Annotated in this window: 15 protein-coding genes; 11 read left to right on the plus strand and 4 right to left on the minus strand. The window is 73.4% G+C overall.

Annotation, left to right across the window (positions count from 1 at the left end):
* Positions 1-139 precede the first annotated feature (139 nt).
* Together J2S43_RS22915 and J2S43_RS22920 are read right to left on the minus strand one after the other, a co-directional pair.
* The gene (locus J2S43_RS22915) at positions 140-1,378 is read right to left on the minus strand and encodes a discoidin domain-containing protein (protein WP_306832436.1); all 1,239 of its coding nucleotides are present in this window, start codon (positions 1,376-1,378) and stop codon (positions 140-142) included.
* A 612-nt stretch (positions 1,379-1,990) separates the two neighbouring features.
* Entirely contained in the window at positions 1,991-3,550 is a 1,560-nt protein-coding gene (locus J2S43_RS22920; protein ID WP_306832438.1) for a DUF1996 domain-containing protein, read from the minus strand.
* 182 nt (positions 3,551-3,732) lie between these two features.
* Here J2S43_RS22920 and J2S43_RS22925 point away from each other — a divergent pair, with 182 nt between their 5' ends.
* The 6 genes from J2S43_RS22925 to J2S43_RS22950 all read left to right on the plus strand — a co-directional run bounded on the left by J2S43_RS22925 (position 3,733) and on the right by J2S43_RS22950 (position 8,074).
* Positions 3,733-4,929, plus strand: coding sequence for a sensor histidine kinase (locus tag J2S43_RS22925; protein WP_306832440.1), 1,197 nt, complete (start codon positions 3,733-3,735; stop codon positions 4,927-4,929).
* Positions 4,926-5,585: a LuxR C-terminal-related transcriptional regulator gene (locus J2S43_RS22930; RefSeq protein WP_306832442.1), complete on the plus strand. Its 660-nt coding sequence runs from the start codon at positions 4,926-4,928 to the stop codon at positions 5,583-5,585. Before J2S43_RS22925 ends, J2S43_RS22930 begins: the two co-directional genes overlap by 4 nt.
* Entirely contained in the window at positions 5,582-6,247 is a 666-nt protein-coding gene (locus tag J2S43_RS22935; RefSeq protein WP_306832444.1) for a carbohydrate-binding protein, read from the plus strand. The genes J2S43_RS22930 and J2S43_RS22935 overlap by 4 nt, the downstream gene beginning before the upstream one ends.
* Positions 6,248-6,356: 109 nt before the next feature.
* Positions 6,357-7,445, plus strand: coding sequence for an oxidoreductase (locus tag J2S43_RS22940; protein ID WP_306832446.1), 1,089 nt, complete (start codon positions 6,357-6,359; stop codon positions 7,443-7,445).
* 79 nt (positions 7,446-7,524) lie between these two features.
* Positions 7,525-7,851 (plus strand): GNAT family N-acetyltransferase, encoded by a 327-nt coding sequence (locus tag J2S43_RS22945; protein WP_306832448.1) that lies wholly within the window; start codon positions 7,525-7,527, stop codon positions 7,849-7,851.
* Positions 7,844-8,074 (plus strand): (4Fe-4S)-binding protein, encoded by a 231-nt coding sequence (locus tag J2S43_RS22950; protein WP_306832450.1) that lies wholly within the window; start codon positions 7,844-7,846, stop codon positions 8,072-8,074. Before J2S43_RS22945 ends, J2S43_RS22950 begins: the two co-directional genes overlap by 8 nt.
* Positions 8,075-8,088: 14 nt before the next feature.
* Here the strand turns inward: J2S43_RS22950 and J2S43_RS22955 are convergent, their stop codons facing one another.
* Positions 8,089-9,660 (minus strand): Na+/H+ antiporter, encoded by a 1,572-nt coding sequence (locus J2S43_RS22955; RefSeq protein WP_306832452.1) that lies wholly within the window; start codon positions 9,658-9,660, stop codon positions 8,089-8,091.
* A gap of 133 nt (positions 9,661-9,793) precedes the next feature.
* On the opposite strand from J2S43_RS22955, the gene J2S43_RS22960 reads away from it, so the two are divergent.
* Both J2S43_RS22960 and J2S43_RS22965 read left to right on the plus strand, forming a co-directional pair.
* Entirely contained in the window at positions 9,794-11,461 is a 1,668-nt protein-coding gene (locus J2S43_RS22960) for an alpha/beta hydrolase (protein WP_306832454.1), read from the plus strand.
* A 105-nt stretch (positions 11,462-11,566) separates the two neighbouring features.
* Positions 11,567-12,337 carry a helix-turn-helix domain-containing protein gene (locus J2S43_RS22965; protein WP_306832457.1) on the plus strand — a complete coding sequence of 257 codons (771 nt, stop codon included), beginning with the start codon at positions 11,567-11,569 and terminating at the stop codon, positions 12,335-12,337.
* A 40-nt stretch (positions 12,338-12,377) separates the two neighbouring features.
* Here the strand turns inward: J2S43_RS22965 and J2S43_RS22970 are convergent, their stop codons facing one another.
* A complete protein-coding gene (locus J2S43_RS22970; RefSeq protein ID WP_306832459.1) occupies positions 12,378-12,581 on the minus strand; it encodes a hypothetical protein in 204 nt (67 codons plus the stop codon).
* A 435-nt stretch (positions 12,582-13,016) separates the two neighbouring features.
* Here J2S43_RS22970 and J2S43_RS22975 point away from each other — a divergent pair, with 435 nt between their 5' ends.
* The 3 genes from J2S43_RS22975 to J2S43_RS22985 are packed head-to-tail and all read left to right on the plus strand — an operon-like array spanning position 13,017 to position 16,737.
* Positions 13,017-13,520, plus strand: coding sequence for a (2Fe-2S)-binding protein (locus tag J2S43_RS22975; protein ID WP_370881776.1), 504 nt, complete (start codon positions 13,017-13,019; stop codon positions 13,518-13,520).
* On the plus strand, positions 13,520-14,506 hold the full coding sequence (locus J2S43_RS22980; RefSeq protein ID WP_306832460.1) for an FAD binding domain-containing protein: 987 nt from the start codon (positions 13,520-13,522) through the stop codon (positions 14,504-14,506). The genes J2S43_RS22975 and J2S43_RS22980 overlap by 1 nt, the downstream gene beginning before the upstream one ends.
* Positions 14,503-16,737, plus strand: a complete 2,235-nt coding sequence (locus J2S43_RS22985) for a xanthine dehydrogenase family protein molybdopterin-binding subunit (protein WP_306832464.1) — start codon at positions 14,503-14,505, stop codon at positions 16,735-16,737. Before J2S43_RS22980 ends, J2S43_RS22985 begins: the two co-directional genes overlap by 4 nt.

Genomic DNA, 16,737 nt, shown 5'->3' on the forward strand with positions numbered 1-16,737 from the left:
ATCCGTTCACGGGAATCGGAAGCGGCGTGGCGGAGGCCACAGCGGGCGGCGCGATCCCCTCGTCACCCGCTGCCGTGCGCGTCCGGGCCGGCGGGGAGTTCGTGCGGCGCGGCACGGTGCCGCAGTTTCTCCCCGCCGGTCAGCGCACCTGGATCTCGAAGAGGCTGTAGCCGTAGTGGGTGACGCGGGCGGTGCCGGTCATCCGGACGTAGCGGGCCGGTGCGCCGCCGGCCGGGATCAGCACGGTGCCGCCGCCACCGCTGCCGGTGCTGTAGATGCCGGTCCAGGTGACGCCGTCGCGGGAGGTCTCCACGCGATAGGCGGTGGCGTACGCGTTCTCCCAGTACAGCGTGACGGTGTTGAGCTGCCACAGCTCGCCCAGGTCGACGGTGATCCACTGCGGGTCGCCGGGCTGGCTGCTCCACCGGGAGGTCATGTCGCCGTCGACCGCGGCGGACGCGGACCAGGCCGCACCCTCCTGACTGGACGCGCCGACCGCCCTGCCCTGGGCGATGTTGCCGCCGCCGCTGTTCACCCGGCCGGCCGGGGCGGCCGCGCCGGTCGGCCGGGCCGGCGAGCCGGTGGCGGGCGGCGGCGCCGGTGCTGCGGCGGCCGCCGGGACGGACGCGGACGCCGAGGCGGTCGGCGACGGGGACGGCGAGGCGCTGGCGGAGGCCGACGCGGACGGGGACGCGCTCGCGGAGGCCGCACCGGACGCGGGGACGAGCGGAACCTCGGCCGGGGGCAGCGCCACCCCGGGCGGCGGCTCCGGCGCGGAGCTCGGCTCGCCGGTGCCGGCCTGGCCCTGGCCGATCAGCGGGACCAGTGCCACGCCGGCGCCGATCAGGGCGACGGTGGCGGCCACGGCCAGCGACAGCAGCCACGGACGGTGCCGTTCCGGCGACCGGGGCGCGGGCACGAGCGGCGCGATCCGCACCTCCTCGGTCTCCTCACCGGCCGGGGCCGGCCGGGCCGGTGAGACCGGGCGGGGCAGCGCGACCGTCTCGTCCCGCGCGTCCCAGCGCGGCGGCAGCGGCACCGGTACGGGCGGCGCGGGTTCCGGCTCGGCGGCGACGGCCGGCGCGGGCGGGGAGACCGGGCGGGGCACGGCCGAGGCCGGCCAGTGCGGCAGCTCCTGACTCTGGCTCGCCTCCGGGCCCGGGTCCACCCGCCGGGTCATCTCCAGTTCCTGGTAGGTCTGGCGGACCGGCACCAGGTCGGGGCCCTCGGCGGGCTCGTCGTCGCCGTCGTACGGAGGCAGCCCGCGCAGCACGATCGCGCGTCGCGCCGCCGGCCGGGGGTGGCCGCCGGAGCTTCCGGGACCGCCCGGGAGCTGGTAGCCACCGCTCGCGTTCGGGTCCCGTTCGGGCTTGTCCATGTGGTCGGCTCCCTGTCGCGCGTTGGTCGGCTCCGCCGGACGGTCGCCACATAAACGTCCTGGGAGACGCGCGGGTTCACGGAAATCCACCGGATCGCGAAACCCGGTCAGGCGGCGGCCCGGGACACCGTCCGTGCGGCGTCGCGCATAGGACTCACCGACGGTGACGAGCGTCGCGCCGGTATCGTGGAGCAGGCGGCGTAGGCGGGAGATCTACGTCCGGGCGGTGCCGAGCGCGGTGCGCGTCGGCTCATCGCCCCAGATCGCCCGGATCAGCACCCTGCGTCGCGGGACGACCCCTGAGCAGCATCAACGCGGCCAGCAACGTCTGCTGTCGCGGGACCCGAGCGGCAGCTCACTGTCGTCGCACCACAGGCGCGGCGGACCGTCCAGAGCCGAGAAGCGGAGGCCGGCCGTCATGCGCATGGCCGCTCACGGTACCGGCCGGCGTCCAACAGACGTCGACAGGTCATCGAACGACCTGAGCTGAGCTGGGCGGTGTGCGCGGTGCGTCGAGGCCATCGGCTGAACGGCCGACGATTCATGATCCAGGCGTCGTTCACGTCGTTGGAACGACGTGAATGACGCCTGGATCACCAGAATCGTGAACGGTCAGAAGTCGCCGTTGCTCTTGCAGGCGACCGCCTGGTGCACGCAGTTCTTGACGCGCTGGTTCATGGCCTGCGTGTCCCAGGCGAAGAACGCGTCCGCGTGCATCGAGGAGGCGAGGCCGGACGAGAGCTTCATGTCCTGACCGCCCGAGGTCGGGAAGTAGATGGAGAGCGTGATGGCCGGGATCCGGACCGGGTGGCTCGGCGGGCAGGTGTCGTTGAAGCCGTTGGTCAGGTGGTCCTTGTGGTTCGGGCTGTCCAGGTGCTTGCCGTCCCAGCAGTCCGCGAAGCGCATCGTGAAGTGCACGGTGCCGCCGTCGCCGCAGATCGGGAAGTTGCCGTCCGCGCTGCGGCCGACGCCGTCCAGCGGGCCGCCGGAGCAGTAGAACTGGTTCTGCGCGCCGACCGGCGTGCCGACCTGCTTCTTCGCGTCGCCGTGCAGCACCCGCAGGCCGTTCGGCATCGGGACGACCTTGGTGGTGTCCGACATCAGCGAGCCGTAGTAGACGATGAACATGTTCGACTGCACGGCCTTGCCGTCGACGTAGAGCGTCGGCATCCAGTACGCGGAGAAGTCCTCGGCCGGCTCACACGTGGTGTCCTTGGCCTGGAACAGGCTCTCGGTCGTGGTGTTCGCGTCCGTGGCCCGGTTGCCGAAGAACGAGTGCATGTGCGACGCGTTCGGCAGGTTCGGGAAGACGATCGGGTCGTTCGGCGCCATGTGGCTGAACGTGCAGGTCGCGTTGAACTCGGGGTTGCGGCCCCGGCCGGCCGGCGGCTTCTGCGCCACGGTCTTGTCGAACGCGTCCAGCTGCGCCTTCCAGGCCGCCTGGTCGACCGGCACCCAGCCGGTGGCCGGTGCGGGCGCCGCGGAGGAAGTGGACGGCACCGGCGCGACCGGCGTCGACGGCGAGGCCGACGCGGAGGCCGACGGGGACGCCGAGGCGGAGGCGGACGGGGCGGCACCGCCGGTGCCGGAGAACGCGAACCAGTTCAGGTTCACGAAGTCGTGCTGGTGGCCGGCCTTGAGCACCAGGAACACGTCCTGCTTGCCGCCGGGCGAGGTGCCGGTGGCGGTGCGCGTGTTCCAGCTCTGCCAGCCGCCGGTCGCGGTGACCGGCACCGTGGCGAGCAGCGGGCCGGTGGCCGAGCCGGTGCGGATCTCGACGCTGCCGGTGCGGTCGGCGTGCGCGGCCGCGATCCGCACCGACGCGGTGAGCGTGCCGGCCGCGCCGAGGTCGACGCCGTCGTAGCGCAGCCAGTCGCCGCTCGCGAGCCAGCCGACGTTCTTGCCGCCGCCCGCGTCGTTGGTGCCCTCGGTCTGCGCGCCGGACTGCGCGGCGAACGCGGCGGCCCGGATCGCACCGGCCGGCGCGGGCTCGTTGTTGGTGGCGGCGTCGGCCAGCGGCACGCCCGCGACCGCGGCGGCACCGGCCGCGACCAGCGTGATGGCGGCGGCGGTCGCGGCCATCGTGCGGTGGCCGCGGACCCACCGGCCCAGGCGGCCGAACCGCGACGGCGATTCGTCCGCCTCACGGAACTTCGTAAACGTGTACGACACGGGTCACTCCCCAAGAAAGCAGGCATAGTGGCCTTACGGCCGCCGGTACGGTAAGCGCTCACCGGGCGTACCGGGTTAGGCCTTAAGACCCAGAAAACGGAAACTTCCCGCCCCGCCCCGATTTCGGTTACTGTGTGGGCCGCCCGCGAGGGCGTTCCCCTTCCACCTGGCGAGGCCGCTCCGTGACCGATTCCGCTGACGGGCGCGTCGAGCCCGTCGTCGCGGCGGCGCTCGGGCGCGCCGTGCTGCTGGGCCGCGCGCTGCTCACCGTGGCCACGGCCGCGGCCGGGCTCGCGGTCGCGGACGATCACCCGTACCGGCTGGTGGTCCTGATCACGGTCTTGATCGTCGCGTCCGCGGTGCAGGTCGCGGTGCTGACCCGGTGGCCGCGCGTGGTCTCGCACCCGGTGGCGATCCTGGCGGCCGAGGCGGCGCTGCTGGTCGCGGTGCTGGCGCTCAGCCGCGGCGGCGTGCCCTACTTCGTGCACGCGGCCGGGTCCGCCGCGCTGGCCGGGGTGCTGCTCGGCGCGGCCGCCTGGCCGCTGTGGGCCGCCCAGGCCGCGCAGGGCTTCGCGGTCTGCGTGACGATCCTGCGCGAGACCGCCCCGGACGCCGCGGTCGCGGTCTACCTGATCGCGGCGCCGGTCGCGGGCGTGCTGGCCGGTCTCACCGCCGCGCTCGGCGCCCGCGCGCTGGCCCGGCAGATGCGGCTCAACCTGCAACGGGTGGCGATCGCGCAGCGCGACGCGGCCGCGCTGGAACGTGCCCGGCTGGCCCGCGAGCTGCACGACTCGGTGGCGAAGACGCTGCGCGGCATGTCGCTCGCCGCGGTCGCGCTACCCGGGTCGGTGCGCCGCCAGCCCGCGCTCGCCGAGCAGCTCGCCGGCGCGATCTCCGAGGGCGCCGCCGCGGCCAGCCTCCAGGCCCGGGAGCTGCTCGAAGGCCTGCGCCTCGACTCGCCGGACGAGGCGCTGGACGTGACGCTGGACCGGCTCTGCGGCCGGTTCTCCGCGCGGACCGGCATCGACACCAGCGCGCACGTGCACGTGGCCGACCTGCCGGTCCCGGTGCGCTACGAGCTGACCCGGATCGCGCACGAGGCGCTGACCAACATCGAGCGGCACGCGAACGCGCACCGGGTCACGGTCACGCTCGCGCTGACCCGCCGGGGCCGCGCGGTCACGCTCACCGTGCGCGACGACGGCGACGGCTTCACCCTGCCCGGCGACCTGCTCACGCTGCAGGATCTCGGCCACCACGGGATCGTCGGGATGGCCGAGCGGGCGCGGACGATCGGCGGCAGCATCGAGGTGGTCACCCGGCCGGGCCGGGGCACCAGCGTGCACGTCTCGGTGCCCCTGGCAGGATCCACCACATGATCACCGTGGTCATCGTCGACGACAATCCGACGGTACGGGCGACGCTGCGCCCGCTGCTGGAGGCGGACGGCACGGTCGCGGTGGTGGCCGAGGCCGGCAACGGGCGGGCCGGGCTGGCCGCCGCGATCCGCCATCGGCCGCGCGTCACGCTGCTCGACTACCGCATGCCGATCGCGGACGGGCTCTCCGTGATCGCGGACATCTCCCAGCACTCGAACGTGCTGGTGCTGACCGGGTCGGCCGAGCCGGAGCTGATCGCACCGATGCTGCGCGGCGGTGCCCGCGGCTACCTCGTCTACGGCCAGTTCGACCCGCCGGACCTGCTGCGCGCGGTGCACGCGGTCGCGGCCGGGCAGGGCTGGCTCACGCCGACCGCCGCCAACGTGGCCGCCAACGCGATGCGTGAGGCGTTCGCCCGGGAGCAGCAGGCCGCGGCGCGCGCGGAACGGCAGCGCGCGGAACGGCACAGTTTCCAGCTGACGGTACGGGAGCGTGAGGTGATGACGCTGCTGGCCGGCGGGCTGTCGAACGCGGCGATCGGGCAGCGGATGGCGGTCAGCGAGAAGACCGTGAAGAACCACCTGAACAAGCTGTTCGCGAAGCTCGGCGTGACGAACCGGACCGAGGCCGTGGCGCGCTGGCAGGGGTGGCGATGAGCGCGGCGGCCCCGGAGCGCGGCTGGTGGGCGATCGGGGCGCTGGCCGCGGGCGTGCTGGCGACCACGCTCGCCGTACCCTCGCTGGTCTCGGATCCTAATCTTGATCTTGGGACGCCGGTGGCGGCGCCGTCATCGGCCCCGGCACCCACCACGGCGTCCCCGGCGCCGTCGCCGTCCCCGTCGGGCGAGGACGGTTTCGGGCAGTCGCCGACGCCCTCGCCGTCACCGTCGACGTCCTCGCCGGCACCCCCGCCGCCGCCCTCGGCCCCGCCGCCCGCGTTCACGACGATCAGGATCGCGGCGGCTGATCCGGCGAACGAGCGCTTCCGGGTGGAGGCGACCGACTGCCCGACCTGCGCGTCCGGCAGCCGCATCCAGTATCTGGGGCAGGGGCAGGCGCTGACCGTGCACGTGCGCGGCGTGACCGTGGGCGGGCGGCGGGACCTGACGATCTACTACACGTGCGGTGGTGGCGCGCGGCCGCTGGACATCATCGTCAACAACGGCGACAAGGTGTCACTGGAGCTGGCCGGCAACGACAGCTGGATCGACCCGGCCACCGTCACCATCCCGATCGACCTCCCGGTCGGCGACACCGAGATCCGCCTCTTCCACGCCACCGACGCCTCGGTCGACCTCGACCAGTTCGTGATCGAGTAGCCGGGGACGCCGGTAGCCGTGGATCGGTGGTCGGGGGACGGACGAGCCCTGGATACGTCTGCCGCGATCCCTCAGTGTGGGACTCCCGACGAGTTCCTGGAGGTGGACGGTGGACACGACACCGCACAACGATGAGACCGAGCCGCGGCGGCGGTTCTCCCGGCGCTCCGTGCTGCGGATGTCCGCACTCGGCGCCTCGGCCGGCGCGGTCGGCATTGCCGGTTTCGGTGCCGGCCGGGCCACCGCGGCGGGTGCGGAGCTCCCCGATTGGACCGCCGGTGACATTCCGCCGCAGCACGGCCGGCGCGTGGTGGTGACGGGCGGCAACAGGTACCCGCGTGACGGCCGGAGCGGGCTGGGCTATCACCAGGCGCTCGGGCTCGCACGCGCCGGCGCGGACGTGACGATCGCCTCGCGCGACCGGGTGCGCGGTGAGGAGGCGGTCCGTCGGATCAGTGCGGCGGCGCCCGGCGCGGCCGTGCGGTTCGAGACGCTGGACCTGACCAGCCTGGCGTCGATCAGCGCGTTCGCCACGCGGATGAGCGCCGCGGGCGACCGGCTCGACCTGCTGATCAACAACGCGGGTGTGATGGCGCGCACCCATCGCGAGGTGAGCGCCGACGGGTTCGAGCGCACGTTCGCGACCAACGCGCTCGGGCCGTTCGTGCTCTCGGCCCGGCTGCGGCCGCTGCTGCAGAACGGCACCGACCCCCGGATCATCTGGATGGGGAGCCTGCGCGGGCACACCGGCTCGATCAACTTCGACGACCTGCAGAAGGAGCGGGAGTACGACTACGTGCGCGCCTACGACGACACCAAGCTCGCCAACCTGCTGCTCGCCTTCGAGTGCGAGCGCCGCAGCAAGGCCGCCGGGTGGCGGATCACCAGCATCGCGGCGCACCCCGGGACGGCCCGCACGAACATCGTGCTGGACGGGCCGGGTCCGGACACCACCGAGGGCATGCGCTTCCGCTACATCCTCCCGATGTGGCAGGACCCGGCACAGGGTGCGCTCCCGATCCTCTACGCCGCGACCTCGCCGCAGGCGACCGGCGGCGGCTACTACGGTCCCAAGGGCTTCCAGAGCCTCCGCGGCCTGCCGGGCATGACGGTCGTCCCGGAGAACGCCCGGGACCCGCAGCTGGGAGCCACGCTCTGGACGACCCTGGAACGACTCGGGAACGTCTCCTTCGGCTGAGGTTCCGCCCGGCGCCCTGGACGCCGGGCCCGGACGGCCGGGTTGACCCGGTGCTGAGAACACGGTCTTGACTGGCCCGATGAGCGACGACGTCGAGGTGCGGGACAATCCCGGCCAGCATCGGTACGAGGTGACAGCCGACGGTGAACTCGCCGGGTTCGCCGTGTACTACCTGGAAGGGCAGCGGATCGTCTTCATCCACACCGAGGTGGCGGTCGAGTACGAGGGGCGGGGCCTGGGCAGCCGTCTCGCCCGCGACGCGCTCGACGACGTCCGCGGCCGGGGGCTGCGGGTGGTTCCGGCGTGCCCGTTCTTCGCGAAGTTCATCCGGACCCACCCGGAGTACCGGGATCTGACCCGCGCCGGCGAGGCCCGTCGCGCCGTGCTGGGCGAGTCCGATGAGTGACCCGGGGCCGAAGTCGTACCGCGGGTCGGACATCACGGTCACCTTCGACGCCGGCCGCTGCCGGCACGCCGCCGAGTGCGTGCGCGGGCTGCCCGAGGTGTTCGACGTCTCGGCACGGCCCTGGATCACGCCGGACAACGCCGGCGCCGACGCGGTGGCCGAGGTCGTGGCCCGCTGCCCCAGCGGCGCGTTGCAGTACATCCGCGCGACGCCGCCCGCCTGAGGGGTCCCGGCGGCTCAGTCGTCGGCCCGGTTCAGCTGGGACTCCTCCAGGTCCAGGTCGCGCTGGGCGCGGGTGAGCACCTCGTCCGGGATGTGCCCGTCGTTGCGGGCGTTCCGGAACACCTCCCGCTCCGCCATGATCATCTCGTGGCGGAGCCGCCGGTACGCCGCGGACGGCGTCTCCCGCTCCTGGCTGCCCAGCCGCTCCCACGCGCCCTGATCCCGGTGCTCCGCGATCGCCCGCAGCCGTTCCACCACCGAGACGGGCGCGTCGCCGGCCTGCCGCTCCAGCGCCTCCAGCGCGGCGCGGGTGGCCCGGCTCTGCACGCCCGCCTCGGCCAGCGCGTCCGCGGTGCCGGTGTCCTCGCGCACCCCCAGCCGGCTCGCCAGGAACGGCAGCGTCGTTCCCTGGATCAGCAGCGTCAGCACGATGATCGCGAAGGCCACGAAGACGAACAGGTCGCGCGGGTAGCCGCCGGGCACCTCGTCGGACGCCGGCAGGGTCAGCACCGCGGCCAGCGTGACCACGCCGCGCATGCCGGCCCAGGCCACCACGGTCGGCGTGCCCACCGGCGGACGCTCCTCCCGGCTGCGCACCCGCGGGATCAGCCGCGCCAGGTAGGTCGCCGGGTACATCCAGACGAACCGCAGCAGCACGATCGACCCGAACACCAGCGCGGTCGCCTGCACGGTGGTGACCAGGCCGGTCTCCAGGTCGCTGATCAGGTCGCGCACCTGCAGGCCCACCAGCAGGAACACCACGCCTTCGAGCAGGAAGGTGATCAGCCGCCAGACCGCCTCCATCTGCAGCCGGGACGTCGGCGAGAGCAGGTCCGGAATCCGGTGGCCCAGGTAGAGCCCGGCCACCACGACCGCGACCACGCTGGAGGTGTGCAGCTTCTCGGCCACCACCACCACGACGAACGGGGTGAGCAGGGACAGCGCGTCGTCCAGCAGCGGGTCCTCGATCCACCGGTGCAGCCGGGCGGCCAGGATCGCCGCCGCGAAGCCGAGCGCCAGGCCGCCGCCCGCGATCACGACGACGTCCCGGCCGATCTCCCAGAAGCCCACCGCCGCGCCGGTCAGCGCGCCACCGGCGATCCGCACCATGACCAGCGCGGTCGCGTCGTTGAGCAGGCTCTCGCCCTCGAGCAGCGTGATGATCCGGCGGGGCAGGCCGATCCGGCGGGCGATCGCGGTCGCCGACACCGCGTCGGGCGGCGCGACCACGGCGCCGAGCGCGACGCAGGCGGCCAGCGGCACCTGGGGCAGCAGCAGATGCAGCAGGTAGCCGGTGATCAGCGCGGTGAAGACGACCAGCCCGACCGCGAGCAGCAGGATCGGGCGCAACGCCCGGCGGAAGGCCGGGATCGACGTCTGCAGCGCCGCCACGTAGAGCAGCGGCGGCAGGATGCCGACCAGCACCAGCTCCGGCTCGACGTGCACCACCGGCACGCCCGGCACGAAGGAGAGGCCGAGACCGGCCACCAGCAGCACCAGCGGTGCCACGAACCCGAGCCGCCGGGCCAGCGCGGCCCCCGTCACGGCGATCACGATCAGTACGACCGTGTCCACGATCCCGTCCATGACCGAGAGCTTAGGCAATCCTCCCGGCCGGGATGCGGGTCCGCATGCTCACACCCCGGCGGCTTGACTCTGTCCCGGCAACACGGTGTCCCCTCCCGGCGGGCCGCTCGCCCATCGACGAAGAGGAGGCACCATGAACGCCAGAGGATGGCTCGTGATCGCGGCGCTTGCCGCCACGGTCGTCGCGACGCCCGGCGGCGCCCACGCGGCGAGCCCGCACGACCGGACCAGCGTGGCCGAGAGCCGCAGGGTCGACGCGGTGCCGACGCCCGTACTCTCCTGGTCGGCGTGTTTCGAGATCGCCGAGTGCGCCACCGTGCCGCTGCCGCTCGACTACGACGAGCCGCACGGCGCCACGACCGAGGTCGCCGTCCTCCGCGTCAAGGCCAGGGACCAGGCGAACAAGGTCGGCAGCCTGTTCGTCAACCCGGGCGGCCCCAGCGTCCCGGCCACCGGCCTCGCGCTGGCCGCGCCGCACTTCATGAGCGACGAGGTGCTCGACCGGTTCGACATCGTCGGCGTGGATCCGCGCGGCATCGGGCGCAGCGAGCGCGTCCAGTGCTTCGCCTCGACCGGGGATCAGGCGCCGGTCATGGCCGATCTCTCCGTCGCTTTCCCGGTCACCAAGGCCGAGAAGGCCGCGTACGTGCGGGGCTCGCAGCAGTACGGCCGGGCCTGCTCCACCACCGGCCGGCCGCTGTCCGGCGCGATGTCCACCGCCGAGGTGGCCCGCGACCACGACGTCCTGCGCCGCGCGGTCGGCGACGACAAGCTGACCTTCCTCGGCCTCAGCTACGGCAGCGTGCTCGGCCAGTACTACGCCAACATGTTCCCGGACCGGTTCCGCGCCGTCGCGATCGACGGCGTGCTCGACGCCCGGGCCTGGGTGGGCGACACCCGGCGGATCCTGGACGAGCGGATCGACTCGGCCGGCGGCGCGTCGAAGGCGTTCACCGAGATCCTCCGGCGCTGCGACCGGGCCGGCGAGACCACGTGCGCGTTCGCGGACGGCGATCCGGCGCGCGAGTTCGACGCGATCGCCCGCCGGCTCAAGGCGAAGCCGCTGGTGGTCGGGGAGTTCACGGTCACGTACGCGGACTTCGTCTTCGCGGTGCTCAGCGCCATGGATCTGCCGAGCGCCGGCGAGGACGTCACCGGCCTCGCCGCCGACACCCGGGCCGCGCTCGACGGCGATTCCGCGGCGCTGCTGCGACGGCTCCGAAACGCCGCGGAGAACCAGCCACCACCCATCCCGGGGTACGACAACCGCTTCGACTCCTTCCTCGGCGTCCTCTGCGGCGACGGCCGGTTCCCGGCGCACGCCGCGCGGTGGCCGGCCGCCGTGGCCGCCCGGGAGGCGGCCGTCCCGCACTTCGGCGGCGCGCTGGGCTGGAACGACAGCGCGTGCGCCGGTGACGCCTGGACCGTGCGGGACGAAGACGCGTACACCGGCCCGTTCAACCGGCGCACGGCCGCGCCGGTGCTGGTGGTGGGCAGCTACTGGGACCCGGCGACAAGCTACGCCAATGCGGTGTCGACGAGCCGGTCGTCGCCGAACTCCCGGCTGCTGTCCAGCGACAACTGGGGGCACACCGCCTACGGGAGCAGCGACTGCGCGACCGCCACGATCGACGCCTACCTGCTGACCGGCACGCCGCCGGCCAGGGACACGGTGTGCACCGGCGCCCCGCAGCCGTTCACCGGCCAGGCGTCCGCCGGCGAGGCGTCCGCGCGGCGGGCGGGCAAGCAGCCGCCGCCGATCGTGCCGCCGCGCCCGGGATCCGTCCTGACCGGCCGCTGAGCCGCGAGGCCGGGGTGCTGCTCGCGCCCCGGCCTCGATCGTCGCTACGCTGGGCCCTCAGCCGCCGGCCGCGACCGCTCCGGTGTGATCCAGGAAGGGGCCGACGTGGCCTGGAGCACCCGGGAACTCGCCGAGCTCGCCGGCACCACGGTGAACACCGTGCGGCACTACCACCGGCTCGGCCTGCTGGAGGCCCCGGAGCGCCGCTCCAACGGCTACAAGCAGTACGGCGTACCCCATCTGGTCTGTCTGTTGCGCATCCGGCGGCTCGTGGAGTTGGGGGTGCCGCTGTCCGAGATCGGCGTGGCGAGGTCGAACGGCGACGTCCCGCCGGAGGTGCTGCGCCGGGTCGACGCCCAACTCGCGGCCGAGGTCGAGCGCCTGCAGAAGGCCCGCGCCGACATCGCCGTCATCCTGCGCGACGGCGCACCGGCCGACGCCCCGGCCGGCTTCGAGTCCTCCGCGTCGCGCATGTCCGAGGCCGACACCTCGCTCATCCACGTCTACACCCGGCTGTACGACGACGACGCGATGAAGGACCTGCGGCGGATGGTGGAGGAGGACACCGGCCCGGTGACCGAGGAGCTGGACAACCTGCCGGCGGACGCGGACGAGGCCACCCGGCAGCGCCTCGCCGAGAAGGTGGCGCCGGTGATCGCCCAGAACATCACCGACTACCCGTGGCTGACCGAGCCGGGCGCGCGCCTGACCGGGAACGAGCAGGAGACGCGGCAGACCTTCATCGACGCCGTGACCACGCTCTACAACCCCGCCCAGATCGACGTGCTCACCCGGGCCAGCCTCCTCGCACACGAGCAGATCCGGCTCAGCCGAGCGGGACGATCTGAGCGTCGCGACCCGGAGTCGTCGCCGTAGCCAGCGCGCACGGCCCGCGCCCGTCCGGCGGATTCAACGGTCACAGCACGGCCTCGCACGCGATGAGGACGGTGCCGAGACCGGCGAAGAACAGGCCGATCGGGACCACGAACGCCGCGAGCCGCCCGGCGGGCCCGGCCAGGGCACGGGACTGCCGGTGGCGGACGGCGTTGCCGAGCTGATTGACGCCGGGAGTCAGGGACACCAGCACCGCGGCGACGAGAATCCCGAGCCAGTCGTTCATGCCGCTGGTGACAGGGACGCGGGCGCGATGCCCGCAACGCTTTCCACAGCACCAGCCAACGCCGTGTTGGGAGAACAGGGTCAAGAGCGGTGCAACCGGAAGGGGTCGTCCTCCAGTGCGGGACGGTCCCACCGTGCGAGGTTCGCGGCGGCCTCGTAGGTGGTGCGGAGGAACTCACTCGATCACCGTTCCGGCCAGGGCCGTCAGCTTATCGGTGCGCCGCGGCCCAACCTCGGATCGACAGGTCCTGGTTGGCATCCCCGGCTCTGAACAGAGTGGAGGCATCGAGCCGGCCGGCCGACCCGACGGCCCCGGCGTTTTCATCGGAGACATCGGATGAGTACGGATGAGCAACTCCCGCCGGGCGTGTCCCGGAGAACCGTCCTGGGCAGCACCGTCGCGGTCGCGGTGGCGGCGCCCCTGGTCACCGGCGCGGTGGAGGCGGCAGCGGCCGCTCCCGCGGCCGGTGACGAGCTGGTGACGGTACGGGTGGAGATCAACGGCGAGGCCCGGACACTCCAGGTCGACCCGCGCGTCACGCTGCTGGACACGCTCCGCGAGCGGCTGGACCTGACCGGCACGAAGAAGGGCTGTGACCGCGGCCAGTGCGGTGCGTGCACCGTGCACGTGGACGGCCGGCGGGTGCTGTCCTGCCTGACCCTGGCCGCCACCACCGACCAGCGCGCGGTGGTCACGATCGAGGGCCTGGCCACCGGTGACCGGCTGCACCCGATGCAGACCGCGTTCATCGAGCGGGACGGCCTGCAGTGCGGTTTCTGCACGCCCGGGCAGATCATGTCGGCGGTCGGCATGGTCCGGGAGGGCAAGGCGCGCACCGACGACGAGATCCGCGAGCGGATGTCCGGCAACATCTGCCGGTGCAGCTGCTACCCGGCGATCGTCGCGGCGATCAAGGACGCACAGGACGTGATGCGCTGATGCGGGCCTACACCTACAGCCGGCCCGGTTCGGTGCCGGAGGCGCTCGCCCGGGCCGGGGCGGAGACGGCGTTCCTGGCCGGCGGCACCACGCTGGTCGACCTGATGAAGCTCGACGTGCTGGCACCGGCGCACGTGGTGGACATCGACCGGCTTCCGCTGCGCGGCATCACCGGCGACCACCGCGGGCTGCACATCGGCGCGCTGGAGCGGATGAGCGACGTGGCGGCCCATCGGACCGTGCGCGAGTCGTACCCGATGATCTCCCAGGCCCTGGAACTGAGCGCGTCCGGCCAGCTGCGCAACATGGCCAGCATCGGCGGGAACCTGCTGCAGCGCACCCGGTGCGGCTACTACCGGGACGTCTCCACGCCGTGCAACAAGCGGGAGCCGGGCAGCGGCTGCGCGGCGCTGACCGGGGTGAACCGCGGCCACGCGATCCTCGGCACCAGCGACGCCTGCATCGCCACCAGCCCGAGCGATCTGGCGGTCGCGCTGGTCGCGCTCGGCACCGTGGTGCACCTGGCCTCGGCGCGCGGCACCCGGTCCGTGCCGCTCGACGCGTTCTACACGCTGCCCGGCAGCACACCGCAGGTGGAGACCGTGCTGCAGCCGGGTGAGCTGATCACCGGGATCACCGTGCCGTCGCTGCCGTGGGCGTCGCGGTCGCTCTACCTCAAGATCCGCGACCGGCAGTCGTACGAGTTCGCGCTCGCCTCCGCGGCCGTCGCCCTCGAACTCAGGGGCGGCACGATCCGGCAGGCCCGGGTCGCGGCCGGCGGGGTGGGCACCAAGCCGTGGCGGCTGACCGTCGTCGAGCAGGCACTGGCCGGCCGGCGTCCCACCGCGGAGACGTTCGAGGCGGCGGTGGCCCACGCCGCGGACGGCGCCGTGCCGCGGGAGCACAACTCGTTCAAGCCCGCGCTGCTGCGCCGCACGATCGTCCGCGCCCTCACCACGCTCACCGAGAACAAGGGGGCACGATGACCGCCTCACCGATCGGGCGGGAGATCGACCGGGTCGACGGCCGGCCCAAGGTCACCGGCGCCGCCGAGTACGCCGCCGACCACGACCTGCCCGGCCTGGCCCACGCCGTCGTGGTGACCAGCACGATCGGCCGGGGCGAGATCCTGGCCATGGACCTCGCCGCCGCGCTGGCCGCGCCCGGCGTGCTGGAGATCTATCACCCCGGTAACAACCTGGGCCTGCTCACGCCGCCGCAGAACATGCCGCCGCCCGGGATGGTGGAGAACTACGCGCCGCTGCAGGACACCGCGATCCGCTACCGGGGGCAGGCGATCGCGGTGGTCGTCGCCGAGACCTTCGAGCAGGCGCGGGACGCGGCGGCGCTGGTCACCACGACCTACCGCACCGACCCGCCGAACACCTCGCTCGCGGCGAACCTTCCCGGCGAGGACGCCCCCGGCCCGCTCTACAACGTCAGCGTCCTCGCCCCCGGCGTCGGCTCGATCGACGAGGCGCTGGCGGCCAGCGAGGTCGTCGTCGAGTCGACGTTCCACCAGCCGATCCAGCACCACGTCGCGATGGAGCCGCACGCGGCCGTCGCCGAGTGGAACGCGGCCGGCGACCGGGTGACCATCCACACCGGATCGCAGGGTACGTTCGCGACCGTGCAACTGCTCCAGCTCCGGCTGGGTCTGCCGGCCGAGGCGATCCACGTCATCTGCACGTACACCGGCGGTGGGTTCGGCAGCCGGGTGCCGTCGTGGAACGACTCCATCCTGGCGGCCGGTGTGGCGCGCCGGCTGGGCCGCCCGGTCAAGCTGGTGATGACCCGGGAACAGGTGTTCACCATGGTCGGGCACCGGGGCCAGGTCGATCACACGGTACGGCTGGGCGCGACCCGCACCGGCGTGCTCACCGCGGTCAGTCACGACGCCGACGCGGAGCTGCCGAACGTCGGCGGATGGCTCCTGGTCCCGGCGCACGACACCACGGACACGCTCTACAAGACGCCGAACCTGCACATCGGCCAGCGGCTGGTCCAGCTGGACCTGCCGCCGACCTGGGCGATGCGTGGGCCCAACGAGGCGCCCGGGGCGTTCGCGCTGGAGACCGCCATGGACGAGCTGGCCGTGGCCACCGGCGTCGACCCGGTCGAGCTGCGGCTGCGCAACTACGCCACGGTCGCGCCCGGCAACGGCAAGCCGTTCTCCAGCAAGCATCTCGCCGACTGCTACCGCGAGGGTGCCCGCCGGTTCGGCTGGTCGGCCCGGCGCGCCACGCCGCGCAGCCGTACCGACGGGCAGTGGCTGATCGGGATGGGCATGGCCACCGCCATCTATCCGGGCAACCGGATGCCGGTCTCCGTCTCGGTCGAACTGTGCGCCGACGAGACCGCGATCGTCTCCACCGCGACCAGCGACATCGGCAACGGCGCGGCGACCGTGGTGGCGATCACCGGCGCCGACCGCCTGGGCATCCCGGTGCGGAAGGTGACCGCCCGGGTCGGCGACTCGACGCTGCCGCCCGGCGCGGTCGCGGCGGGCTCCCAGGCCACGGCGAGCACGGTACCGTCGGTGCTGGTCGCGGCGGACGACGTGGTGACCGCGCTCATCGACCTCGCGGTGACCGACCCGCGCTCCCCCTGGCACGACGGTGCGCGCCCGGTCTACGCGAACGGCCGGCTGCACGGCGGGGGTCACTCCGCGACGTTCGGGCAGCTGCTCACCGCGGTCGGCCGGAAGAGCATCGAGGCCAGGGCGACGACCCAGCTCGCGCCCGAGACGGCGGAGCGGTTCGAGTTCCACAGCTTCGGGGCGCACTTCTGCGAGGTGCGGGTCAACCGGTTCACCGGGGAACCCCGGGTCACCCGCTTCACCACGGTCGTGGACTCCGGGCGCATCATCAACGCCCAGGCCGCCCGCAGCCAGCTCATCGGCGGCGTCATCTTCGGCATCGGCCAGGCGCTGCTGGAGCACGATCCCCTCGAACTCGGCACCGGCCGGCTGGCCGCGGCGAACATGGCCGACTACATGGTGCCGGTCAACGCCGACGTCCCGGACATCGACGTGCACTGGCTGGACCGGCCGGACCCGCACGTCGACGGCCTCGGCGCGCGCGGTCTCGGCGCCCGCGGGCTCGGCGAACTCGGCGCGGTCGGCTCGGCCGCCGCGATCGGCAACGCCGTCTACAACGCCACCGGCATCCGGGTCCGCGAGACCCCGATCACGCTCGACAAACTGCTGGAGGTCTGA

This window comes from Catenuloplanes nepalensis (assembly GCF_030811575.1).
GTDB classification, from domain to species: domain Bacteria; phylum Actinomycetota; class Actinomycetes; order Mycobacteriales; family Micromonosporaceae; genus Catenuloplanes; species Catenuloplanes nepalensis.